A 17,977-nucleotide genomic window follows, 5' to 3' on the forward strand; every position below is an offset into this window, starting at 1 on the left:
GGCTTCGGGCGTTGGACAGGCAGAGCGGCGACGGGGGTGGCGATGACGAGGGCCAGTGAGACGCGGGGCGGTGCGGTGGCGCTCAGCACGGAGGGGCTGCCGGACTGGCTCGACCCGGTCGTCCGGGCCGCCGAGACGGTCCAGCCGCGCCAGCTCAGCCGCTTCCTGCCGCCCGAGGACGGCGCGGGCCGGCAGTCCGCGGTGCTCATCCTGTTCGGCGAGGGCGAGCAGGGCCCCGAGCTGCTGCTCATGGAGCGCTCCGGCTCGCTGCGCTCGCACGCCGGGCAGCCGTCCTTCCCGGGCGGCGCGCTCGACCCGGAGGACGGCGATCCGCGCGGTGAGGGGCCGCTGCGGGCGGCGCTGCGCGAGGCCGAGGAGGAGACCGGGCTCGACCCTGCCGGCGTGCAGCTCTTCGGGCTGCTGCCCGCGCTCTACATCCCGGTCAGCGGCTTTGTCGTCACCCCGGTGCTGGGCTGGTGGCGCGAGCCCAGCCCGGTCGGCGTCGTCGACCCGAACGAGACCGCGCGGGTCTTCACGGTCCCCGTGGCGGATCTCACGGACCCCGCGAACCGCGCCACCGCCATCCACCCCAGCGGTCACCGGGGCCCGGCATTCCTGGTCGAATCGACCCTGGTCTGGGGCTTCACCGCCGGGGTGATCGACCGGCTGCTGCACTTCGCGGGCTGGGAGCGGCCCTGGGACAGAGACAAGCACGTCCCGCTCGACTGGCGCTCATGACAGGGTGTCGTCTGTGAACGTGCTGGACATCCTGTTGCTGGTCGCGGCCGTGTGGTTCGCGGTGGTGGGCTACCGCCAGGGATTCGTCGTCGGCATCCTGTCGGTGATCGGGTTCCTGGGCGGCGGTCTCGTCGCCGTGTACACGCTGCCCGTCATCTGGGACGCCGCGACCGACAACGCGGACGTCAGCACCACGGCCGCCGTGGTCGCCGTGGTCGTCGTCATCGTCTGCGCCTCCATCGGCCAGGCGCTCACCACCCACCTGGGCAACAAGCTGCGCCGGTACATCACCTGGTCCCCGGCCCGCGCCCTGGACGCCACCGGCGGCGCGCTGGTCAACGTGGTCGCGATGCTGCTGGTCGCCTGGCTGATCGGCTCCGCCCTGGCCGGCACCTCCCTGCCGACCCTGGGCAAGGAGGTGCGCGGCTCCAAGGTGCTGCTCGGGGTCTCCCGGGCGCTGCCGGCACAGGCCGACACCTGGTTCGCGGACTTCTCCTCCGTCCTCGCGCAGAACGGCTTCCCGCAGGTCTTCAGCCCCTTCGCCAACGAGCCGATCAAGGACGTCGAGCCGCCCGACCCGGCCCTCGCCGGCAGCCCGGTGGCCGCCAGGGCCCAGCGCTCCATCGTCAAGATCACCGGCACCGCGCAGAGCTGCGGCAAGGTCCTGGAGGGCAGCGGCTTCGTCTTCGCCGACCGCCGGGTCATGACCAACGCGCACGTGGTCGGCGGGGTCGACGCGCCGACCGTCCAGATAGGCGGTGTGGGCCGCCGGTACGACGCGAAGGTCGTCCTGTACGACTGGAAGCGCGACATCGCCGTCCTCGACGTACCGGACCTGAGGGCGAAGTCCCTGACGTTCTCCGCGCGGGACGCGGCCGGCGGTGACGGCGCGATCGTCGCGGGCTTCCCGGAGAACGGCTCGTACGACGTGCGCGCCGCGCGCGTGCGCGGGCGCATCACGGCCAACGGCCCGGACATCTACCACCGGGGCACGGTCCGCCGCGATGTCTACTCGCTGTACGCGACCGTCCGCCAGGGCAACTCCGGCGGTCCGCTGCTCACGCCCGACGGCCGGGTGTACGGCGTGGTCTTCGCCAAGTCGCTGGACGACGCCGAGACCGGATACGCCCTCACGGCGGACGAGATCAGGCCCGACATCGCCCGGGGACGTACGGCGAACGAACAGGTGGACACCGACAGCTGCGCGCTGTGAACCCGGTCCTCACGGGGGCGGGGGTTCAGCCGCGCGGGTGACGCAGCCGTACCGAGACCCAGCGCGCCCGGCGGCGCAGGATACGCGGGATCCCCACCCTCAGGTCCCCCTCCCCGTCCTGCGGGGTACCGCGCTGAGGCGTGCTCAGGCCCGTGGCCGAGCGGCGGTTGCGGGGTGCGTCACTGTAGTCGTGCGTCCAGCCCATACCCCGACGTGTGCCCCTGCCCGAAGGTCGATAACCGCCTCCGTGGCCCCCAATTGGCCTATGCGGCAGGCATGTGGCCGTTCGGGGGACATCTGTTCACCAAACGGATACTCCACGCACCGAATCCGTCACCGAACGGGTCGCCGCGTACCTCACCGGTCCGGCTCGGGGTCCTTCAGCCAGTTGACCAGTTCGGTGGAGAACGCGACCGGGTCCTCCTCGTGCGGGAAGTGGCCGAGCCCGTCGAACAGCCGCCAGCGGTACGGCGCTTCGACGTACTCGCCCGAACCGGCCGCGCTGCGCGTGCGCATGACGGGGTCCAGGGAGCCGTGCAGATGCAGCGTGGGCACCCGCACCGGCCGTTTCATCCGGCGGTAGAACTGGATGCCGTCCGGGCGGGCCAGCGAGCGCACCAGCCAGCGGTACGGCTCGATGGAGCAGTGCGCGGTGGACGGGATGCACATGGCCCGCTGGTAGGTCTCGACGGTCTCGTCCTCCGGCAGCCGCGGCCCGGACCAGTCCCGGAGCAGCCGGCCCACCAGCGCCCCGTCGTCGGCGGTGAGTTGACGCTCCGGCAGCCACGGCCGCTGGAAGCCCCAGACACAGGAGTTGGCGGCCGACTGCCGGGCGTCCCGGAGCATCGCCGCGCGCCAGCGCCGCGGGTGCGGCATCGACACCACGGCGAGGCGCCGGACGAGCTTGGGCCGCATCGCGGCCGCCGTCCACGCCAGATAGCCGCCCAGGTCATGGCCGACCAGCGCGGCGTCCGGCTCGCCGAGCGAGCGGATCACCCCGGTGACGTCGAGGGCGAGGTTGGCCGGGTCGTACCCGCGGGGGGTGCGGTCGCTGCCGCCGACGCCCCGCAGGTCCATGGCCACCGCCCGGTAGCCGGCGTCCGCGAGCGCCACCAGCTGGTGCCGCCAGGTCCACCAGAACTGCGGGAAGCCGTGCAGCAGCAGCACCAGGGGGCCGTCGCCGAGTTCGGCGATGTGGAAGCGGGCGCCGTTCGCGGCGACGTCCCGATGGCTCCAGGGGCCGTCCATGCGTACGGCCGAGGGTGCGGGGTCCGTCATGACGACGAGCGTGCCACAGCCTCGATGGCCGCGGGTGCTTTGTCCCCCGGCAGTTCCGGTCGCAGTTCCGGTCGCGGGTGCGGCTTGGCGTTCTGGAGGACGCCCGCCGTCTCCTTCACCGACGCGGCCACCTTCTGCGGACCCTGCCCCTTCTTGGCCTTCTTCGCCATCGCCACGCCGACCAGGGCGAGGACACCGGCGACGAGCACGTTCGCCGCGAAGGACAGCAGGAAGCAGACCGCCAGGTTCCAGTGGCTCCAGGTGCGGATGCCGTAGGCCAGGGCGAAGTTGAGCATCGGCAGGGAGAACACCAGCACCGCGCCGGCCAGCGAGAAGGCGCCGCCGCTCACCGCGCCGCGCTTGACGTCCTGCTTCAGCTGGGCCTTGGCCAGCGCGATCTCGTCGTGCACCAGCGCCGACAATTCGGTCGTCGCCGAGGCGAACAGCTGGCCGATGCTGCGTTCGGCGCCGACCGGGCTGCCGTCGGGTGCGCTCATCGCGTTCTCCCTCAGAGGTCTGATGTGCCGTACCGCCGTACGCGGGCCGCTCAGGTGCCGTCCTGGGCGGCCGTTCCGTGCGTCGTACGGCCGTCTTGTTTTGTACCGTCTCGTCAGATCATGCCGGACGATCGCCCTCCTCGCCTGCCCCGCCCGCCACTTCCGAAAGCCCGTGGCGCGCCGCGGCCGCCCGCTCGGCGGCGATCCGCCGGTGTTCGGCGGCCTTGCGCTCGTAGATCGCGGCCAGCCGCAGGTGGTACTCCGGGTTGTCCTGTTCGTAGATGTCCGGGATGCCGTCGAGGTCCTCGTCGCGCTCCTCCTCCGCGCACAGCCTGCGGTACTTGGCGTTGCGTATCTTCAGCAGCACCGTGGCGCACACGGCGGCGAGCAGCGAGCCGGTGAGCACGGCCGCCTTGACCTCGTTGGTGAGGGCGCTGTCGCCGGCGAAGGCGAGTTCGCCGATGAGCAGCGAGACGGTGAAGCCGATGCCGGAGAGCGAGGCCACCGCGAAGACGTCGGCCCAGGCGAGGTCCTCGCTGAGCGAGGCGCGGGTGAAGCGGGCGGTCAGCCAGGTGCCGCCGAAGATGCCGAGCGTCTTGCCGACGACCAGCCCGACCACCACCCCGAGCGTCTCCGGCCTGGTGAAGACGTCCCGCAGCGCCCCGCCCGAGATCGACACCCCCGCGCTGAACAGCGCGAACAGGGGCACGGCGAGCCCGGCCGACAGCGGACGCACCAGGTGCTCGACGTGTTCGCCGGGCGAGCGCTCCTCCCCCTCCCGGGCCGTGCAGCGCAGCATCAGGCCCATGGCCACGCCGGCGATGGTGGCGTGCACCCCGCTGTTGTACATCAGCGCCCAGATCACGACGGCGAGGGGGACGTACACGTACCAGCCGCGGACGCCCTTGCGTAGCAGCAGCCAGAAGACGGCCAGGGCGGCGGCCGCTCCGCCGAGCGCGGCGAAGTTCAGCCGGTCGGTGAAGAAGACCGCGATGATCAGGATCGCGAACAGGTCGTCGACGACCGCGAGGGTGAGCAGGAAGGCGCGCAGGGCGCTGGGCAGCGAGGTGCCGATGACCGCGAGGACGGCGAGCGCGAAGGCGATGTCGGTGGCGGTGGGCACCGCCCAGCCCTGGGTGGAGCCGCCCGAGGTGAGGTTGGTGACGGTGTACACGAGGGCGGGTACGGCCATGCCGCACAGCGCGGCCGCCACGGGCAGCGCGGCCGCCTTGGGGTCGCGCAGGTCCCCGGCGACCAGCTCGCGCTTCAGCTCGATGCCGGCGACGAAGAAGAACACCGCGAGCAGGCCGTCGGCCGCCCAGTGGGCGACGGACAGGTGCAGGCCGAGCGCGGCGGGGCCGAAGTGGAAGTGGCTGACGGTCTCGTAGCCGTGGTGGAGCGCCGGGATGTTCGCCCAGATCAGCGCGGCCACGGCGGCGAGCAGGAGCAGGATGCCGCCGACGGTCTCGGTGCGCAGCGCCTCCGCGACGAAGGTGCGCTCCGGCAGGGACAGCCGGCCCAGGAGCTTGCGCGGGGCGGCCGGGGTGCGGAGCGCGGTCACGGGAGACCTCCGGTGGGTGGGCAGGATCGGCTCACTTGCCGACCAGACTTCCCGGCGCACCCATGACGCGTCCTTGACGCTTTACTTAGCTTACCTAAGATCTTGCGTCTGTCCAAGCTCTTTTCCCGGACCGTGGGCGACCGGGACCGGTGAGCCTCACGGTAGACGCAGAAGGGGCACCCGGCGCGCTGTGCGCCGGGTGCCCCTTCCGGGTGGATCAGTGCCGGCCGGGTGTGGCTCAGTCCTCGCTGGGGGCGGCCGGGAGCTTGGCCTGGATGAGGTCCATGACCGTGGAGTCCGTCAGTGTGGTGACGTCACCGAGCTGGCGGTTCTCGGCCACGTCGCGCAGCAGCCGGCGCATGATCTTGCCGGAGCGGGTCTTGGGCAGCTCGGCCACCGGCAGGATCCGCTTGGGCTTGGCGATCGGCCCGAGCGTGGCGCCCACGTGGTCGCGCAGCTCGCCCACGAGCGTGTCGGTCTCGGCGGCCGTACCGCGCAGGATCACGAAGGCGACGATGGCCTGCCCGGTGGTCTCGTCGGCGGCGCCGACGACGGCCGCCTCGGCGACCGAGGGGTGCGAGACGAGCGCCGACTCCACCTCGGTGGTGGAGATGTTGTGCCCGGACACCAGCATCACGTCGTCCACCCGGCCCAGCAGCCAGATGTCCCCGTCGTCGTCCTTCTTGGCGCCGTCCCCGGCGAAGTACCGGCCCTCGAAGCGGGACCAGTAGGTGTCGAGGAACCGCTGGTCGTCGCCCCAGATGGTGCGCAGCATCGACGGCCACGGCTCGGTCAGCACCAGGTAGCCACCGCCGCCGTTCGGCACCTCGTGGCCCTCGTCGTCGACGACGGTCGCGCTGATGCCGGGCAGCGGGCGCTGCGCGGAGCCGGGCTTGGCCTCGGTGACGCCGGGCAGCGGCGAGATCATCATCGCGCCGGTCTCGGTCTGCCACCAGGTGTCCACGACCGGTGTCCGGTCGGCACCGATGTGCTTGCGGTACCAGATCCAGGCCTCGGGGTTGATCGGCTCGCCCACCGAGCCGAGCACGCGCAGGCTGGACAGGTCGAACTTGGCGGGGACGTCGTCGCCCCACTTCATGAACGTGCGGATCGCCGTCGGCGCGGTGTAGAGGATCGAGACCTTGTACTTCTGCACGATCTCCCAGAACCGGCCCTGGTGCGGGGTGTCCGGGGTGCCCTCGTACATGACCTGGGTGGCGCCGTTGGCCAGCGGGCCGTAGACGATGTAGGAGTGTCCGGTGACCCAGCCGACGTCGGCCGTGCACCAGTACACGTCGGTCTCCGGCTTGAGGTCGAACACCGCCCAGTGGGTGTACGCGGTCTGGGTCAGATAGCCGCCGGAGGTGTGCAGGATGCCCTTCGGCTTCCCGGTGGTGCCGGAGGTGTAGAGGATGAACAGCGGGTGCTCCGCCTCGAACGCCTCCGGGGTGTGCTCGGCCGGCTGGCGGTCGACCAGGTCGTGCCACCAGTGGTCCCGCTCCTCGTTCCAGGCGACCTCCTGCCCGGTACGACGCACCACGAGCACGTGCTCGACGCTGTCGACCTTGGCGATCGCCTCGTCCACGGCGGGCTTGAGCGCGGACGCCTTGCCGCGCCGGTAGCCGCCGTCGGAGGTGATGACGACCCGCGCGTCGGCGTCCTGGATGCGGGTCGCGAGTGCGTCCGCCGAGAAGCCGCCGAACACCACCGAGTGGGTGGCGCCGATGCGGGCCGTGGCCAGCATGGCGATCGCGGTCTCGGGGATCATCGGCATGTAGACGGCGACCCGGTCGCCCTTGCGGACACCCAGTTCCAGCAGCGCGTTCGCCGCCTTGGAGACCTCGTCCTTCAGCTCGGCGTAGGTGATCGAGCGGCTGTCGCCGGGCTCACCCTCGAAGTGGATCGCGACCCGGTCCCCGTGTCCGGCCTCCACATGGCGGTCCACACAGTTGTAGGCGACGTTCAGCTCGCCGTCCTTGAACCACTTCGCGAACGGCGGGTTCGACCAGTCCAGCGTCTCCGTCGGCTCCACGGCCCAGGTCAGCCGCCGGGCCTGCTCGGCCCAGAAGCCGAGCCTGTCAGCCTTGGCCTGTTCATACGCCTCCCCCGTGACGTTGGCGTGTGCGGCCAGGTCGGCGGGGGGTGCGAACCTGCGCTCTTCCTTGAGCAGGTTGGCCAGGCTCTCGTTGCTCACGACATCTCCCTCTCGAAGGGTGTCCGTTGTGTCCCAGGCCACAGCTCATCAGACGCGGGGGGCCGATGACAAGAGCCGACGGAAAAATTGGTTTAGACCTGTCGGGCGGCCTCTTCCGCCCTGGCCGAAATGGCCTCTCGCGTGGCCCTTCCGTTCACCCGTGGGCGTGAAGCGAGCATTTCATCGGCTTGTCGTACTAATTCCTTCCAAGCCTCGTGCGACCTTGACGGCGCTGTCGGTACAAGCCCGGCACATCACCAGAAACAGCCCAGCCGGCAGCGTGTGCCCGAGAGAAGGAAGAAGGTGGGCGGAACATGGCCGCCACCCAGAGGATCGCCGTCGGTGCCATGGTCGCCGCGGCCTGCGCCGCGTCGCTCGCCGGATGCTCGAGCGACTCCAGCAGTACGAAGCAAGGGGCGTCCGGCCCGCTGAAGCAGGCGCCTGCCCCCGCACCGGGGAGTGTGCTCCGGCTGATCGGCGACGGATCCACCGCGTACACCGGTGCCCAGCCGCATCTGCCCCGGCCGGAGCGGCTGAAGCCCGGTCAGAAGCCCCCGCAGTTCGTCGTCTTCTCCTGGGACGGCGCGGGCGAGGACAGTCAGAAGCTGTTCTCGCACTTCCGCAAGGTCTCCCAGGAGAACCACGCGACCATGACGTACTTCCTCAGCGGCGTGTACATGCTGCCCGAGGAGAAGCGCGACCTGTACAAGCCGCCGCAGCACGCCCCGGGCCGCTCCGACATCGGCTTCAACGACGCCCAGGGGATCGCCGACACCGCCAGGCAGGTACGGCTGGCCTGGCTGGAGGGCAACGAGATCGGCACCCACTTCAACGGCCACTTCTGCGGCCCCGACGGCGGCGTTGGCACCTGGTCGGTGGACGAGTGGAAGAGCGAGATCAACCAGGCCAAGCAGTTCGTGAAGAGCTGGAAGACCAACGCGGGCATGAAGCGGTCCGCCCCGCTGCCCTTCGACTACGACAAGGAGCTGATCGGCGCCCGCACCCCCTGCCTGGAAGGGCAGAAGAACTTCATGAAGGCCGCCCGCCAGATGGGCTTCCGCTATGACTCCAGCGGGGTCAACGACCAGGTGTGGCCGAAGCGGAAGGAAGGTCTCTGGGACCTGTCGATGCAGCTGGTGCCCTTCCCCGGGCACACCTACGAACAGCTGACCATGGACTACAACTTCATGGTCAACCAGTCCGGCACCGAGACCCAGGGTGACCCCGACAAGTTCGACTACTGGGGCGACCAGATGCGCGACGGCCTGATCAAGGGCTTCTACCGCGCCTACGACGGCAACCGCGCGCCCCTGATCATCGGAAACCACTTCGAGTCCTGGAACGGCGGCACCTATATGCGTGCCGTCGAGGACACGGTGAAGGAGGTCTGCAACAAGCCCGACGTGCGCTGTGTCTCCTTCCATCAGCTGGCCGACTGGCTGGACGCCCAGGACCCGAAGACCCTGGAGAAGCTGCGCACCCTGAAGGTGGGCGAGGCTCCCAGGCAGGGCTGGGCGTCCTTCCTGTCCGGCCGTCCGGCTCCGGCGCCCAGGGGGGTGCCGGGGGCGCCGGCGGACAAGGGGTAGGCGTCAGCCGCGGACGCGGATGCGGATGCGGATGCGGACGGCGGGTGCGGCGGCCGGCTCAGGCGGGTGCCGCCGCGCCCGCGCCGATGCGGTCGCACGCGCCGATGTGCTCGCCCGCGCCGAGGTGCTCGCCGAGCACGAAGGAGGGGTCGACCTGCGCCGCCAGGTCGGCCCCGGTGCGCTCGTTGCCCCACGACTCGGCGTTCTTCAGGTGGAAGTGCACCATCTGACGGGTGTAGTGCTCCCAGTCGCGCAGCTCGTACCGGGCGTCCGCCGCGGCCTTCAGGGTGTGCAGCGCACGGGCGTTGGCCTCCTCCAGGAGGTCGAACCGGGGCGGGCGGCCCTTCTCCATGGCGCGCACCCAGTCCGAGCGCCCGACCGTCACGAGCAGGTCGTCCCCGACCTCCGCGCGCAGGAAGTCGATGTCGTCCTGTTCCTGGATCTTGTTGCCGACGACCTTCAGGGCCACCCCGAAGTCGCGGGCGTACTCCTTGTACTGGCGGTAGACGGAGACCCCCTTCCGGGTCGGCTCGGCGACGAGGAACGTCATGTCGAAGCGGGTGAACATGCCGGAGGCGAAGGAGTCGGAGCCCGCCGTCATGTCGACCACGACATATTCGTCGGGGCCGTCGACGAGGTGGTTCAGGAACAGCTCCACCGCTCCCGTCTTGGAGTGGTAGCAGGCGACCCCCAGGTCGGCGTCCGTGAAGGGGCCCGTGACCATCAAACGGACGGCGCCGCCGTCGAGTTCCACCGGGCGGGCACAGGCGTCGTAGACCGGGTTGGGCTCCCGCACCCGGACCAGCCGGGAGCCCTCGCCGGGCGGCGTGGTCTTGATCATCGTCGCGGCGGAGGCGATGCGCGGGTTGGTGCCGCGCAGGTAGTCCTTGATCAGGGTGAGCCGGCTGCCCATGGCGGGCAGTGCGGCCGCCTCTTCCTCCTCGAGGCCGAGCGCGGGGCCGAGGTGCTGGTTGATGTCCGCGTCGATGGCGACCACCGGTGCACCGGCGGCCGCGAGATGGCGGATGAAGAGGGAGGAGAGCGTGGTCTTGCCGCTGCCGCCCTTCCCGACGAAAGCAATTTTCATGTTCACCAAAGGTAGTCGGGTGATAGCTGTGCGTGTCAGGCGGAAGTGAAGAAGACCACTCCTTCGTGGGGCGGGCGGGTCAGGTGCGTAGGGTCGTACTCATGAGTACGACAGGCGCGAACGCCGACCCCCTCGCGGCCCTGGGCGCGCTGCCCGGTGTGGCCGACTCCGTGGAGTCCGTACGCAAGGCCGTGGACCGGGTCTACGGGCACCGGATCATGCGTCGGCGCAGTACCGCGGTCACGTCCGAGGCGGCGCTGCGCGCGGCCCGCGGCTCGGCAGCGCTGTCCGGCGCGGACTGGGCCCTGGAGGAGGTCCGGCGGCGCACCGACTTCAGCGCCGACGCCGAGGCGCGCACCGTGGGCGCGGCCCTGCGGCTGTCGGCCGAGGCCGGGCAGCTGCTGTCCATCTGGCGGCAGTCGCCGCTGCGGGTGCTGGCGCGGCTGCATCTGGTGGCCGCTGCGGAGCAGGACGAGCGGGTCGGCAGGCCGCGGCAGGCCGGCGAGGCGGTGGACGAGCCGCTGGTCGAGCTGCCGCTGCCGGACGCCGACGAGGTCGCCGGCCGGCTGGAGGGACTGGCCGAGCTGATCGTCGCGGGGACCTCCGCGCCCGCGCTGGTGACGGCCGCCGTGGTGCACGGTGAGCTGCTCGCGCTGCGTCCCTTCACGTCCCACAACGGCTTGGTCGCGCGCGCGGCCGAGCGGATCGTGCTGATCGGCAGCGGCCTGGACCCCAAGGCGATCTGCCCGGCCGAGGTCGGCCATGCCGAGCTGGGCCGCGCGGCCTATCTGGGGGCCCTGGACGGATACGTCTCCGGTACGCCCGAGGGCATGGCGGCCTGGATCGCGCACTGCGGCAAGGCCGTGGAGCTGGGGATGCGCGAGTCGACCGCGGTGTGCGAGGCGCTCCAGCGCGGCGCCGCCTGACGTAAGGGCCGAGAAGGGTCACGGCAGGGCCCGGGAAGGGTTGCGGCGGTACGAGAAACTCGTACCGCCGCTGGCATGCTCACCGGGTTACCAAGCGTCCTCGATATGTGCCCATCAGGTCGGGGTCTTTGCCCGTCACCTGGTGCGGCTGGCCCGTAATCGACGGGTCGACGTCGCGTGGGTGCCCGGTGTTCATGCGAGGTCCGTGGGGCCAGTGCGTAGTGACAGGGGATCCTCTCGGATGTCCTTGGTCTCGCGGGCCTGACTTCTTTCTACCCCGTACCGCCGGTAACCGGAACCCTTCGTGGCACTTATTTACTTGCGCGATCAAACCGGGTGAAACGGGCGTGACTACGGGTGCGGCTCAGGCGGTGCCGCGCCGCCGGTTGGCGTACCAGACCAGGCCCGCCGTCGCGGCCGCCGCACCTATGGCCGCCGCCGCGACCAGCGCCGGGCGGGGCGGGACGGACAGCGTGGGCAGCCGCTTCTTGAGCGGGACCGGGCGGCGGAACTCCAGAACCGGCCAGCCGCGGGCGAGTGCCTCGCGCCGCAGTGCCCGGTCCGGGTTCACGGCGTGCGGGTTCCCGACCTCCTGGAGCATCGGCAGGTCGGTCGCCGAGTCGCTGTAGGCGTAGCAGCGGTCGAGGTCGTAGCCCTCGGCCACGGCCAGCTCCCTGATCGCCTCGGCCTTGGTCGGGCCGTACGCGTAGTACTCCACCTCGCCGGTGAAGCAGCCGTCCTCGCCGACGACCATGCGGGTGGCGACCACACGGTCCGCGCCGAGCAGCTCGCCGATCGGCTCGACCACCTCGGCGCCCGAGGTGGAGACGATCACGACGTCCCGCCCGGCCGCGTGGTGCTCCTCGATGAGGGAGGCGGCCTCGTCGTAGATGATCGGGTCGATCAGTTCGTGCAGGGTCTCGGCCACGATCTCCCGCACCTGCTGCACATTCCAGCCGCGGCACAGCGCGGAGAGGTACTCGCGCATCCGCTCCATCTGGTCGTGGTCCAGGCCGCCGGCCAGGAAGACGAACTGGGCGTATGCGGTCCGCAAGGCGGCCCTGCGGTTGATCAGTCCGCCTTGGTAGAAGGACTTGCTGAAGGTGAGCGTGCTCGACTTCGCAATGACCGTCTTGTCCAGGTCAAAGAAGGCTGCTGCGCGAGGCAAGGAGTGGTTTTCCACGCCCCTGAGCATAGGCGCCCACCATTCGGCGTAAGGTGGGGCGCGTGGGTTTGCCTGAGAGGGCTCTCGGGTACACCATGGAAGTCACGGATCGTTCGCGACCGTGCTAACCCGGCCCGACTCCTCCCCCCCCGAGTCGGCCGTGGGGACGACCCCCGCTCTCCCCCCCGGCGGGGGTCGTCGCATGTCCGGGTGGGTTTTGCTGCCCCCCTCTTCTCCTTGTAGGGCTTTGCGGCCCCGGTGATTCCGCTGGTGGCCGCCGCTTCCCCGTGCCCATGATCCGTTACTCAGGGTAATCGGTGCGCTGCTCTGTGGAAGTCGTACAGGGATCAGTACAGGGGTCACCGGTATGGGTGACGGAGATATTCACAGGCCCGAAGTTGTCCACCGTTTTCGACCAAGATCCACACGATTTCGGGGATCGCTGCACCGTGATTCCAGCGCGCTCCGGCCGCGGCGAGTTCATGGCCGATTCCGATTGCGGGGCGCGTATGGCCGGTTCCTGTCGGCCGGTCATATGGAGACCGCTTGCCGGTTCTCCGCACGCCCGGGAATCGCGGGGCCGCACCGGCCGCGCGGAACACACAGCGAAGGGGGAACGCACATGTCCAAAACCGTCACCCACGACCCGCCGCCCGACCCCGGCGGCCGGCCGGGACGGCCGCTCATCGTCACCGAGGACACCTGGCTGCTGGACGACCTGCTGCGCCTGTGCGCGGCCGCCGGCGCCACCCCCGAGGTCCACCACGCCCTGCCGGCCGCAGGCGACGGCTGGCAGACGGCCCCGCTCGTCCTGATCGGCGACGACGTCGCCCGCCGGATGCGGGGGGCCGCGCGCCGCCCCGGAGTGGTGCTGGTCGGCCGTGACCAGGACGACCCGGGAGTGTGGAAACGGGCCGTCGAGATCGGCGCCGACCATGTGCTGATGCTGCCCGACGGCGAGCAGTGGCTGGTCGACCGCATCGCCGACGTCGTCGAAGGCGTCGGCCGTCCGGCCCTCACCGTGGGGGTGATGGGCGGCCGGGGCGGAGCCGGGGCCTCCACGCTCGCCTGCGCCCTCGCCGTCACCTCCGCGCGCGAGGGGCTGCGCACCCTGCTGGTGGACGCCGATCCGCTCGGCGGCGGACTCGACGTCCTCCTCGGCGGGGAGACCGCCGAGGGGCTGCGCTGGCCCGCCTTCGCCGCCTCCCGCGGCCGGGTCGGCGGCGGCGCCCTGGAGGAGTCGCTGCCCGAACTGCACTCCCTGCGCGTGCTGAGCTGGGACCGCGGCGACTGCGTCGCCATCCCGCCGCAGGCCGTGCGGGCGGTGCTCGCCGCCGCCCGGCGACGCGGCGGCACCGTCGTGGTCGACCTGCCCCGCCGGCTCGACGACGGGGTCGCCGAGGCCCTCGCCCAGCTCGACCTGGTGCTGCTCGTCGTCCCCGCCGAGCTGCGGGCGGTCGCGGCGGCCGGCCGGGTGGCGTCCGCCGTCGGCATGGTCGTCCGCGATCTGCGCGTCGCGGTCCGCGGCCCGTACGCCCCCGGCCTGGACGACCACGAGGTGGCCCGGCTGCTCGGGCTGCCGCTCGCCGGCGAGGTGCCGGCCGAGCCCCTGCTGTCCCGCCCGCAGGCCGGGGCGAAACCGCCCGGTGCCACCGGACGCGGCCCGCTCGCCCGCTTCTGCACGGACTTCTGGGAGCGCGCGCTGGTCGAGGCGGGAGGCACCCGGTGAGCCTGACCGGAGCCGGTCCGGTGGACGGCGCCCTGCTCGACGGCGTCCGACGGCGGCTGGCCGAGAGCGGTGACGAACCCACCCCGGCGCGCGTGGCCCAGGCCCTGCGCGAACAGGGCCGGGTGCTCGGTGACGCGGAGGTGCTGGGCGCGGCCGAACGGCTCAGGTCGGAACTGGTCGGCACCGGCCCGCTGGAGCCGCTGCTCGCCGACCCGGACGTCACCGACGTGCTGGTGTCGGCCCCGGACCGGGTATGGGTGGACCGCGGCGGCGGCCTCGAACTGACCCCGGTGGCCTTCCCCGACGCGGCGGCCGTACGACGCCTCGCGCAGCGCCTGGCCGCGGTGGCCGGACGCCGGCTGGACGACGCCCGGCCCTGGGCGGACGCCAGGCTGCCCGACGGCACCCGACTGCACGCGGTGCTGCCCCCGGTCGCCGTCGGCTGCACCTGCCTGGCCCTGCGGGTGGCCCGGCCCCGGGCGTTCACCCTCGCGGAACTCGTCGCGGCCGGCACGGTGCCGCCCGGCGGTGACCGCATCCTGGCGGACCTCGTCGGGGCCCGGCTGTCCTTCCTGGTCAGCGGCGGCACCGGGAGCGGCAAGACGACCCTGCTCAGCGCCCTGCTGGGGCTGGTCGGCGAGGGCGAACGGATCGTGCTCGCCGAGGACTCCGCCGAGCTGCGGCCGGAGCACCCGCATGTGGTCCGGCTGGAGACCCGGCCCGCCAACCAGGAGGGCGCGGGCCTGGTCACGCTGGAGGACCTGGTCCGGCAGGCGCTGCGGATGCGGCCCGACCGGCTGGTCGTCGGAGAGGTGCGCGGACCCGAGGTGGTGCACCTGCTGGCGGCGCTCAACACCGGCCACGAAGGCGGCTGTTGCACGGTCCATGCCAACGCGGCCGGGGATGTGCCGGCCCGTCTGGAGGCGCTGGCCACGGCCGCCGGGCTGGACCGGGCGGCCCTGCACAGCCAGCTGGCGGCCGCCCTCTCCGTGGTGCTCCACCTGGTACGGGACCGGTCCGGGCGGCGCCGGATCGCCGAGGTCCATGTGCTGGAGCGGGACGCCTCGGGCCTGGTGCGGACGGTGCCGGCGCTGCGCTGGGGCGAGCGGTCCTTCGCGCGCGAGCGCGGCTGGCAGCGGCTGCGCGGACTGCTCGCGGGCACCGACGGGTTCGGAAGCGAGGCGCAGACATGACGGGTGGCACGGACATGACCGGCCAGATGTCCCAGACGTCCCTGGGTGCCGCGCTGTTCTGTCTCGGCGCGGCCGTGTGGCTGCTGGGCGGAGGGCACTCCGGCGCCCGGCGTGCGCGGCTGCTGCTCGCCGGCGGCGGCGCGGTGGCCGTCGGACCACCGCCCGGGGAGCGGCTCCTCGCCGGACTGCGGCGGCTGCGCGGCCGGTGGCGGCCCGAGTGGTGGTCGCTGGTCGCCGGGGCGCTGCTCGGACTGCTGGGCGCCTCCCCGCTGTCGGTCGCCGCGGGGGCGGCCGGGGTGCCGGTGCTGCGCAGGGTGCTGCGGGCCCGGCAGTCCGGACAGGCCCGGGAGCGGCAGGCCGACGCGGTGATCGGGCTGTGCGGGGCGCTCGCCGGGGAGGTGCGCGCGGGACGGCAGCCCGGCGAGGCGCTGTTGCGGGCCGCGCGGGACTCCGGCGGGCTCGGCGAGGCGCAGGCGGCCGTGGTGGCGGCGGCGCGGTTCGGCGGGGATGTTCCCGGCGCCCTCGCGGTGGCGGCCCGGCAACCGGGCGCCGAGGGACTGCTCGGGCTCGCCGCGTGCTGGCGCGTGGCCGTCGATCAGGGCGCCGGGCTCGCCGCGGGACTGGACCGGCTGGACGGCGCACTGCGCGCGGAACGCGACCGGCGCGCCGACCTGAAAGCCCAGTTGGCGGGCGCACGGGCGACCGCGGTCCTGCTCGCCGCGCTTCCCGCCCTCGGCCTCCTCCTCGGTGCGGCGATGGGCGCCGACCCGCTGCATGTGCTGCTGCACACCGGGGCCGGGTTCGGCTGTCTGGCCGCCGGGTCGCTGTTCGAGGCGCTCGGGATGTGGTGGGCGGTCCGGATCATGCGGGCGGCGGGAGCGGGGTGAAGGCGGGCGTGTGCAGGGGGCGTTGTGTGCGCACGCGCCGGACGGGGGCCTGGAGGGCGCACCGGTGCGCACCGGGGGGCTGGTGCGCGGGGGAGAGAGGTGGCCGGAGGGGGCCGGTGAGTGGTTCCGGGCGGGCTGTGAGGAGTGGCGAGGTGGGCGCAGTGGTTTCGGGCCGGCGGGGAGGAGTGGCGCGGTGAGCGGGGACGTTGTGCACAGGCTGGGGACGGCCGGGGTCGTGGTGGCGGGGCTCGGCTGGGCGGTGTGGTGGCTGGACCGTGTTCGGCGGCGGCGCCGGGCGCGGCGCCTGATCGCGGAACTGATGGGCCGCGAAGCCCCGCCCGGCAGACGGCGGTTCGCGGTGCCGGCGGTGCGGCGCGCCGGGCTGCCGTCGGCCGGCGCGGCCTGCGGCACCTGGGTGCTGGTCGGCGGGATCGCCGGTGTCCTGCTGGGACTCGCGGTGGGCGCGGTGCTGTGGCGCCTGCGGGGTCGGCCGACGGGACAGGCCGGGACGGAACCGGCCTGCGACGCCGAAGCCGCCCGCCAACTGCCGCTCGCCGCCGATCTGCTGGCGGCCTGCATCGCCGCCGGGGCCGGGCCGGTGATCGCCGCCCAGGCGGTGGGCGACGCCCTCGGCGGACCGGTCGGGGCGGCACTGGCCCGGGGTGCGGCGGAAGTACGGCTCGGCGGTGAACCGGTGGACGCCTGGCGCGGGTTGGCGACGCTTCCCGGTGCGGGGCCGCTGGCCCGGCTGCTGGAGCGGGCCGGCGAGTCCGGAGTGCCCGCGGCCGCCCCGGTCGCCCGTCTCGCCTCGGACGCGCGTGCCGAGTGGGCCCGCGCCGCGACGGCCCGGGCCCGCCGGGCGGCCGTCCTGATCTCCGCGCCGGTCGGGCTGTGCTTCCTGCCCGCCTTCATCGCGGTCGGTGTGCTGCCGGTGGTGATCGGGCTGGCCGGCGGAGTGCTGGCGGGGAGATGAGGGAGGACGACCCGAGCGGAACCGGGTGACCTGCGGGAACTGCCGAGAGACACAACAGGAGGGAATGTCATGCGAGTAGGGATGAAGAAGAAGGCCGGGAAGGCGGCGGCGCGGCTGTGCGGGGCGGGTCGCCGGGACGACGGGATGGTGACCTCGGAGTACGCCATGGGCATCATCGCGGCCGTCGGGTTCGCGCTGCTGCTCTACGAGGTCGTCACCAGCGGCCAGGTCAGGGCGGAACTCCAGGACATCGTGAAGAAGGCCCTCAGTGCGCGGATGTGACCGGGAGGCCGACCGGGGGTTCGTGACCGCGGAGACGGCCGTGGTGCTCGGTGTGCTGGTGGTGTTCACGATGGCGCTGGTGTGGGGGCTGCTCGTGGTCGCCGCGCAGATCCAGTGCGTGGACGCCGCCCGCACCGGCGCCCGGGCCGCCGCCCGCCAGGACCCGCCGGACGCGGTGCTGGCGGTGACCCGGGAGGCCGCGCCGCGCGGGGCGCGGGTGGCGGTCCGGCGTGAGGGCGATCGGGTGCGGGTGACGGTGGTGGCCCGGCCGCCGGTCTTGAGCGGACTGCCGTTCGAGGTGCGGGAAGAGGCCGTCGCTGCGGCGGAGGAGACGGTGGGAGCGGGAACGGAGGGGCCGTGAGGCGGTGCAGGGTGCGGAAGCGGGGCGTGGCGCGGCACCGAGAAGGCGCCGATCGTGGGTCCGCCACCGTGTGGAGCCTCGGAGTGATCGCCGTGCTGTGCGCGGTGTTCGGCGTCGTGCTCGCTCTCGGGCAGGCCGTGGTCGTCCGGCACCGGGCCGCGGGCGGTGCGGATCTGGCGGCGCTCGCGGCGGCGGACCACTGGGCCGAGGGGGCGACGGCGGCCTGTGCCCGGGCCGGGCGGCTGGCGGCGGACCAGGGGGTGCGGCTGGTGCGGTGCGCGATCGTCGGCGAGACCTCGGATGTGAC

At 72.7% G+C, this 17,977-nt stretch carries 17 protein-coding genes and 1 pseudogene; 11 read left to right on the top strand and 7 right to left on the bottom strand.

Annotated elements, in window-relative coordinates; translation table 11 throughout:
• The first annotated feature begins 42 nt into the window (after window positions 1–42).
• Together ACWCV9_RS25380 and ACWCV9_RS25385 are read left to right on the top strand one after the other, a co-directional pair.
• Complete coding sequence (locus ACWCV9_RS25380) at window positions 43–738, top strand: NUDIX hydrolase (protein ID WP_450789801.1); 696 nt, start codon at window positions 43–45, stop codon at window positions 736–738.
• Window positions 739–751: 13 nt separating this feature from the next.
• Entirely contained in the window at window positions 752–1,951 is a 1,200-nt protein-coding gene (locus ACWCV9_RS25385) for a MarP family serine protease (RefSeq protein ID WP_450789803.1), read from the top strand.
• A gap of 25 nt (window positions 1,952–1,976) precedes the next feature.
• Here the strand turns inward: ACWCV9_RS25385 and ACWCV9_RS25390 are convergent, their stop codons facing one another.
• The 5 genes from ACWCV9_RS25390 to acs all read right to left on the bottom strand — a co-directional run bounded on the left by ACWCV9_RS25390 (window position 1,977) and on the right by acs (window position 7,481).
• On the bottom strand, window positions 1,977–2,156 hold the full coding sequence (locus ACWCV9_RS25390; protein WP_385846836.1) for a hypothetical protein: 180 nt from the start codon (window positions 2,154–2,156) through the stop codon (window positions 1,977–1,979).
• Window positions 2,157–2,308: 152 nt separating this feature from the next.
• A complete protein-coding gene (locus ACWCV9_RS25395; RefSeq protein ID WP_385846835.1) occupies window positions 2,309–3,229 on the bottom strand; it encodes an alpha/beta fold hydrolase in 921 nt (306 codons plus the stop codon).
• Complete coding sequence (locus ACWCV9_RS25400; protein WP_385846833.1) at window positions 3,226–3,726, bottom strand: phage holin family protein; 501 nt, start codon at window positions 3,724–3,726, stop codon at window positions 3,226–3,228. Before ACWCV9_RS25400 ends, ACWCV9_RS25395 begins: the two co-directional genes overlap by 4 nt.
• A gap of 118 nt (window positions 3,727–3,844) precedes the next feature.
• Window positions 3,845–5,287, bottom strand: coding sequence for a Na+/H+ antiporter NhaA (nhaA, locus tag ACWCV9_RS25405; RefSeq protein WP_450789806.1), 1,443 nt, complete (start codon window positions 5,285–5,287; stop codon window positions 3,845–3,847).
• 238 nt (window positions 5,288–5,525) lie between these two features.
• Window positions 5,526–7,481: an acetate--CoA ligase gene (acs, locus tag ACWCV9_RS25410; protein WP_450789808.1), complete on the bottom strand. Its 1,956-nt coding sequence runs from the start codon at window positions 7,479–7,481 to the stop codon at window positions 5,526–5,528.
• A gap of 314 nt (window positions 7,482–7,795) precedes the next feature.
• Between acs and ACWCV9_RS25415 the strand changes: the two genes are divergently transcribed.
• The gene (locus ACWCV9_RS25415; protein ID WP_450789810.1) at window positions 7,796–9,067 is read left to right on the top strand and encodes a hypothetical protein; all 1,272 of its coding nucleotides are present in this window, start codon (window positions 7,796–7,798) and stop codon (window positions 9,065–9,067) included.
• A gap of 58 nt (window positions 9,068–9,125) precedes the next feature.
• On the opposite strand, the gene ACWCV9_RS25420 is transcribed toward ACWCV9_RS25415, so the two are convergent.
• Entirely contained in the window at window positions 9,126–10,154 is a 1,029-nt protein-coding gene (locus ACWCV9_RS25420; protein WP_450789812.1) for an ATP-binding protein, read from the bottom strand.
• Between the two features lie 101 nt (window positions 10,155–10,255).
• On the opposite strand from ACWCV9_RS25420, the gene ACWCV9_RS25425 reads away from it, so the two are divergent.
• Window positions 10,256–11,080 (top strand): Fic family protein, encoded by an 825-nt coding sequence (locus ACWCV9_RS25425; RefSeq protein ID WP_385846827.1) that lies wholly within the window; start codon window positions 10,256–10,258, stop codon window positions 11,078–11,080.
• A 364-nt stretch (window positions 11,081–11,444) separates the two neighbouring features.
• On the opposite strand, the gene ACWCV9_RS25430 is transcribed toward ACWCV9_RS25425, so the two are convergent.
• A complete protein-coding gene (locus tag ACWCV9_RS25430; RefSeq protein ID WP_450789814.1) occupies window positions 11,445–12,275 on the bottom strand; it encodes an HAD family hydrolase in 831 nt (276 codons plus the stop codon).
• A 592-nt stretch (window positions 12,276–12,867) separates the two neighbouring features.
• Between ACWCV9_RS25430 and ssd the strand changes: the two genes are divergently transcribed.
• The 7 genes and pseudogenes from ssd to ACWCV9_RS25465 form a co-directional block, all read left to right on the top strand.
• Window positions 12,868–13,974, top strand: a complete 1,107-nt coding sequence (gene ssd, locus ACWCV9_RS25435; protein WP_450789816.1) for a septum site-determining protein Ssd — start codon at window positions 12,868–12,870, stop codon at window positions 13,972–13,974.
• Window positions 13,971–15,167, top strand: a complete 1,197-nt coding sequence (locus tag ACWCV9_RS25440) for a TadA family conjugal transfer-associated ATPase (RefSeq protein ID WP_450789818.1) — start codon at window positions 13,971–13,973, stop codon at window positions 15,165–15,167. The genes ssd and ACWCV9_RS25440 overlap by 4 nt, the downstream gene beginning before the upstream one ends.
• 14 nt (window positions 15,168–15,181) lie before the next feature.
• Window positions 15,182–16,054 (top strand): type II secretion system F family protein, encoded by an 873-nt coding sequence (locus tag ACWCV9_RS25445; protein WP_450790024.1) that lies wholly within the window; start codon window positions 15,182–15,184, stop codon window positions 16,052–16,054.
• 193 nt (window positions 16,055–16,247) lie between these two features.
• A complete protein-coding gene (locus tag ACWCV9_RS25450) occupies window positions 16,248–17,027 on the top strand; it encodes a type II secretion system F family protein (RefSeq protein ID WP_450789820.1) in 780 nt (259 codons plus the stop codon).
• A gap of 69 nt (window positions 17,028–17,096) precedes the next feature.
• Window positions 17,097–17,309: a DUF4244 domain-containing protein gene (locus ACWCV9_RS25455; protein WP_450789822.1), complete on the top strand. Its 213-nt coding sequence runs from the start codon at window positions 17,097–17,099 to the stop codon at window positions 17,307–17,309.
• Window positions 17,310–17,331: 22 nt separating this feature from the next.
• Window positions 17,332–17,670, top strand: a complete 339-nt coding sequence (locus tag ACWCV9_RS25460; protein ID WP_450789824.1) for a TadE family type IV pilus minor pilin — start codon at window positions 17,332–17,334, stop codon at window positions 17,668–17,670.
• 104 nt (window positions 17,671–17,774) lie between these two features.
• Window positions 17,775–17,972: pseudogene (locus ACWCV9_RS25465) on the top strand (Rv3654c family TadE-like protein); the annotation flags it as partial.
• Window positions 17,973–17,977 lie beyond the last annotated feature (5 nt).

The sequence above is a fragment of the Streptomyces sp. NPDC001606 genome (assembly GCF_053596835.1).

Coding starts and splice junctions, on each gene's coding strand:
- ACWCV9_RS25390 (WP_385846836.1), bottom strand. CDS start 2,156: ATGGGCTGGACGCACGACTACAGTGACGCACCCCGCAACCGCCGCTCG.
- ACWCV9_RS25395 (WP_385846835.1), bottom strand. CDS start 3,229: ATGACGGACCCCGCACCCTCGGCCGTACGCATGGACGGCCCCTGGAGC.
- ACWCV9_RS25415 (WP_450789810.1), top strand. CDS start 7,796: ATGGCCGCCACCCAGAGGATCGCCGTCGGTGCCATGGTCGCCGCGGCC.
- ACWCV9_RS25400 (WP_385846833.1), bottom strand. CDS start 3,726: ATGAGCGCACCCGACGGCAGCCCGGTCGGCGCCGAACGCAGCATCGGC.
- ACWCV9_RS25420 (WP_450789812.1), bottom strand. CDS start 10,154: ATGAAAATTGCTTTCGTCGGGAAGGGCGGCAGCGGCAAGACCACGCTC.
- ACWCV9_RS25380 (WP_450789801.1), top strand. CDS start 43: ATGACGAGGGCCAGTGAGACGCGGGGCGGTGCGGTGGCGCTCAGCACG.
- ACWCV9_RS25430 (WP_450789814.1), bottom strand. CDS start 12,275: ATGCTCAGGGGCGTGGAAAACCACTCCTTGCCTCGCGCAGCAGCCTTC.
- ACWCV9_RS25425 (WP_385846827.1), top strand. CDS start 10,256: ATGAGTACGACAGGCGCGAACGCCGACCCCCTCGCGGCCCTGGGCGCG.
- ssd (WP_450789816.1), top strand. CDS start 12,868: ATGTCCAAAACCGTCACCCACGACCCGCCGCCCGACCCCGGCGGCCGG.
- ACWCV9_RS25455 (WP_450789822.1), top strand. CDS start 17,097: ATGCGAGTAGGGATGAAGAAGAAGGCCGGGAAGGCGGCGGCGCGGCTG.
- ACWCV9_RS25445 (WP_450790024.1), top strand. CDS start 15,182: ATGACCGGCCAGATGTCCCAGACGTCCCTGGGTGCCGCGCTGTTCTGT.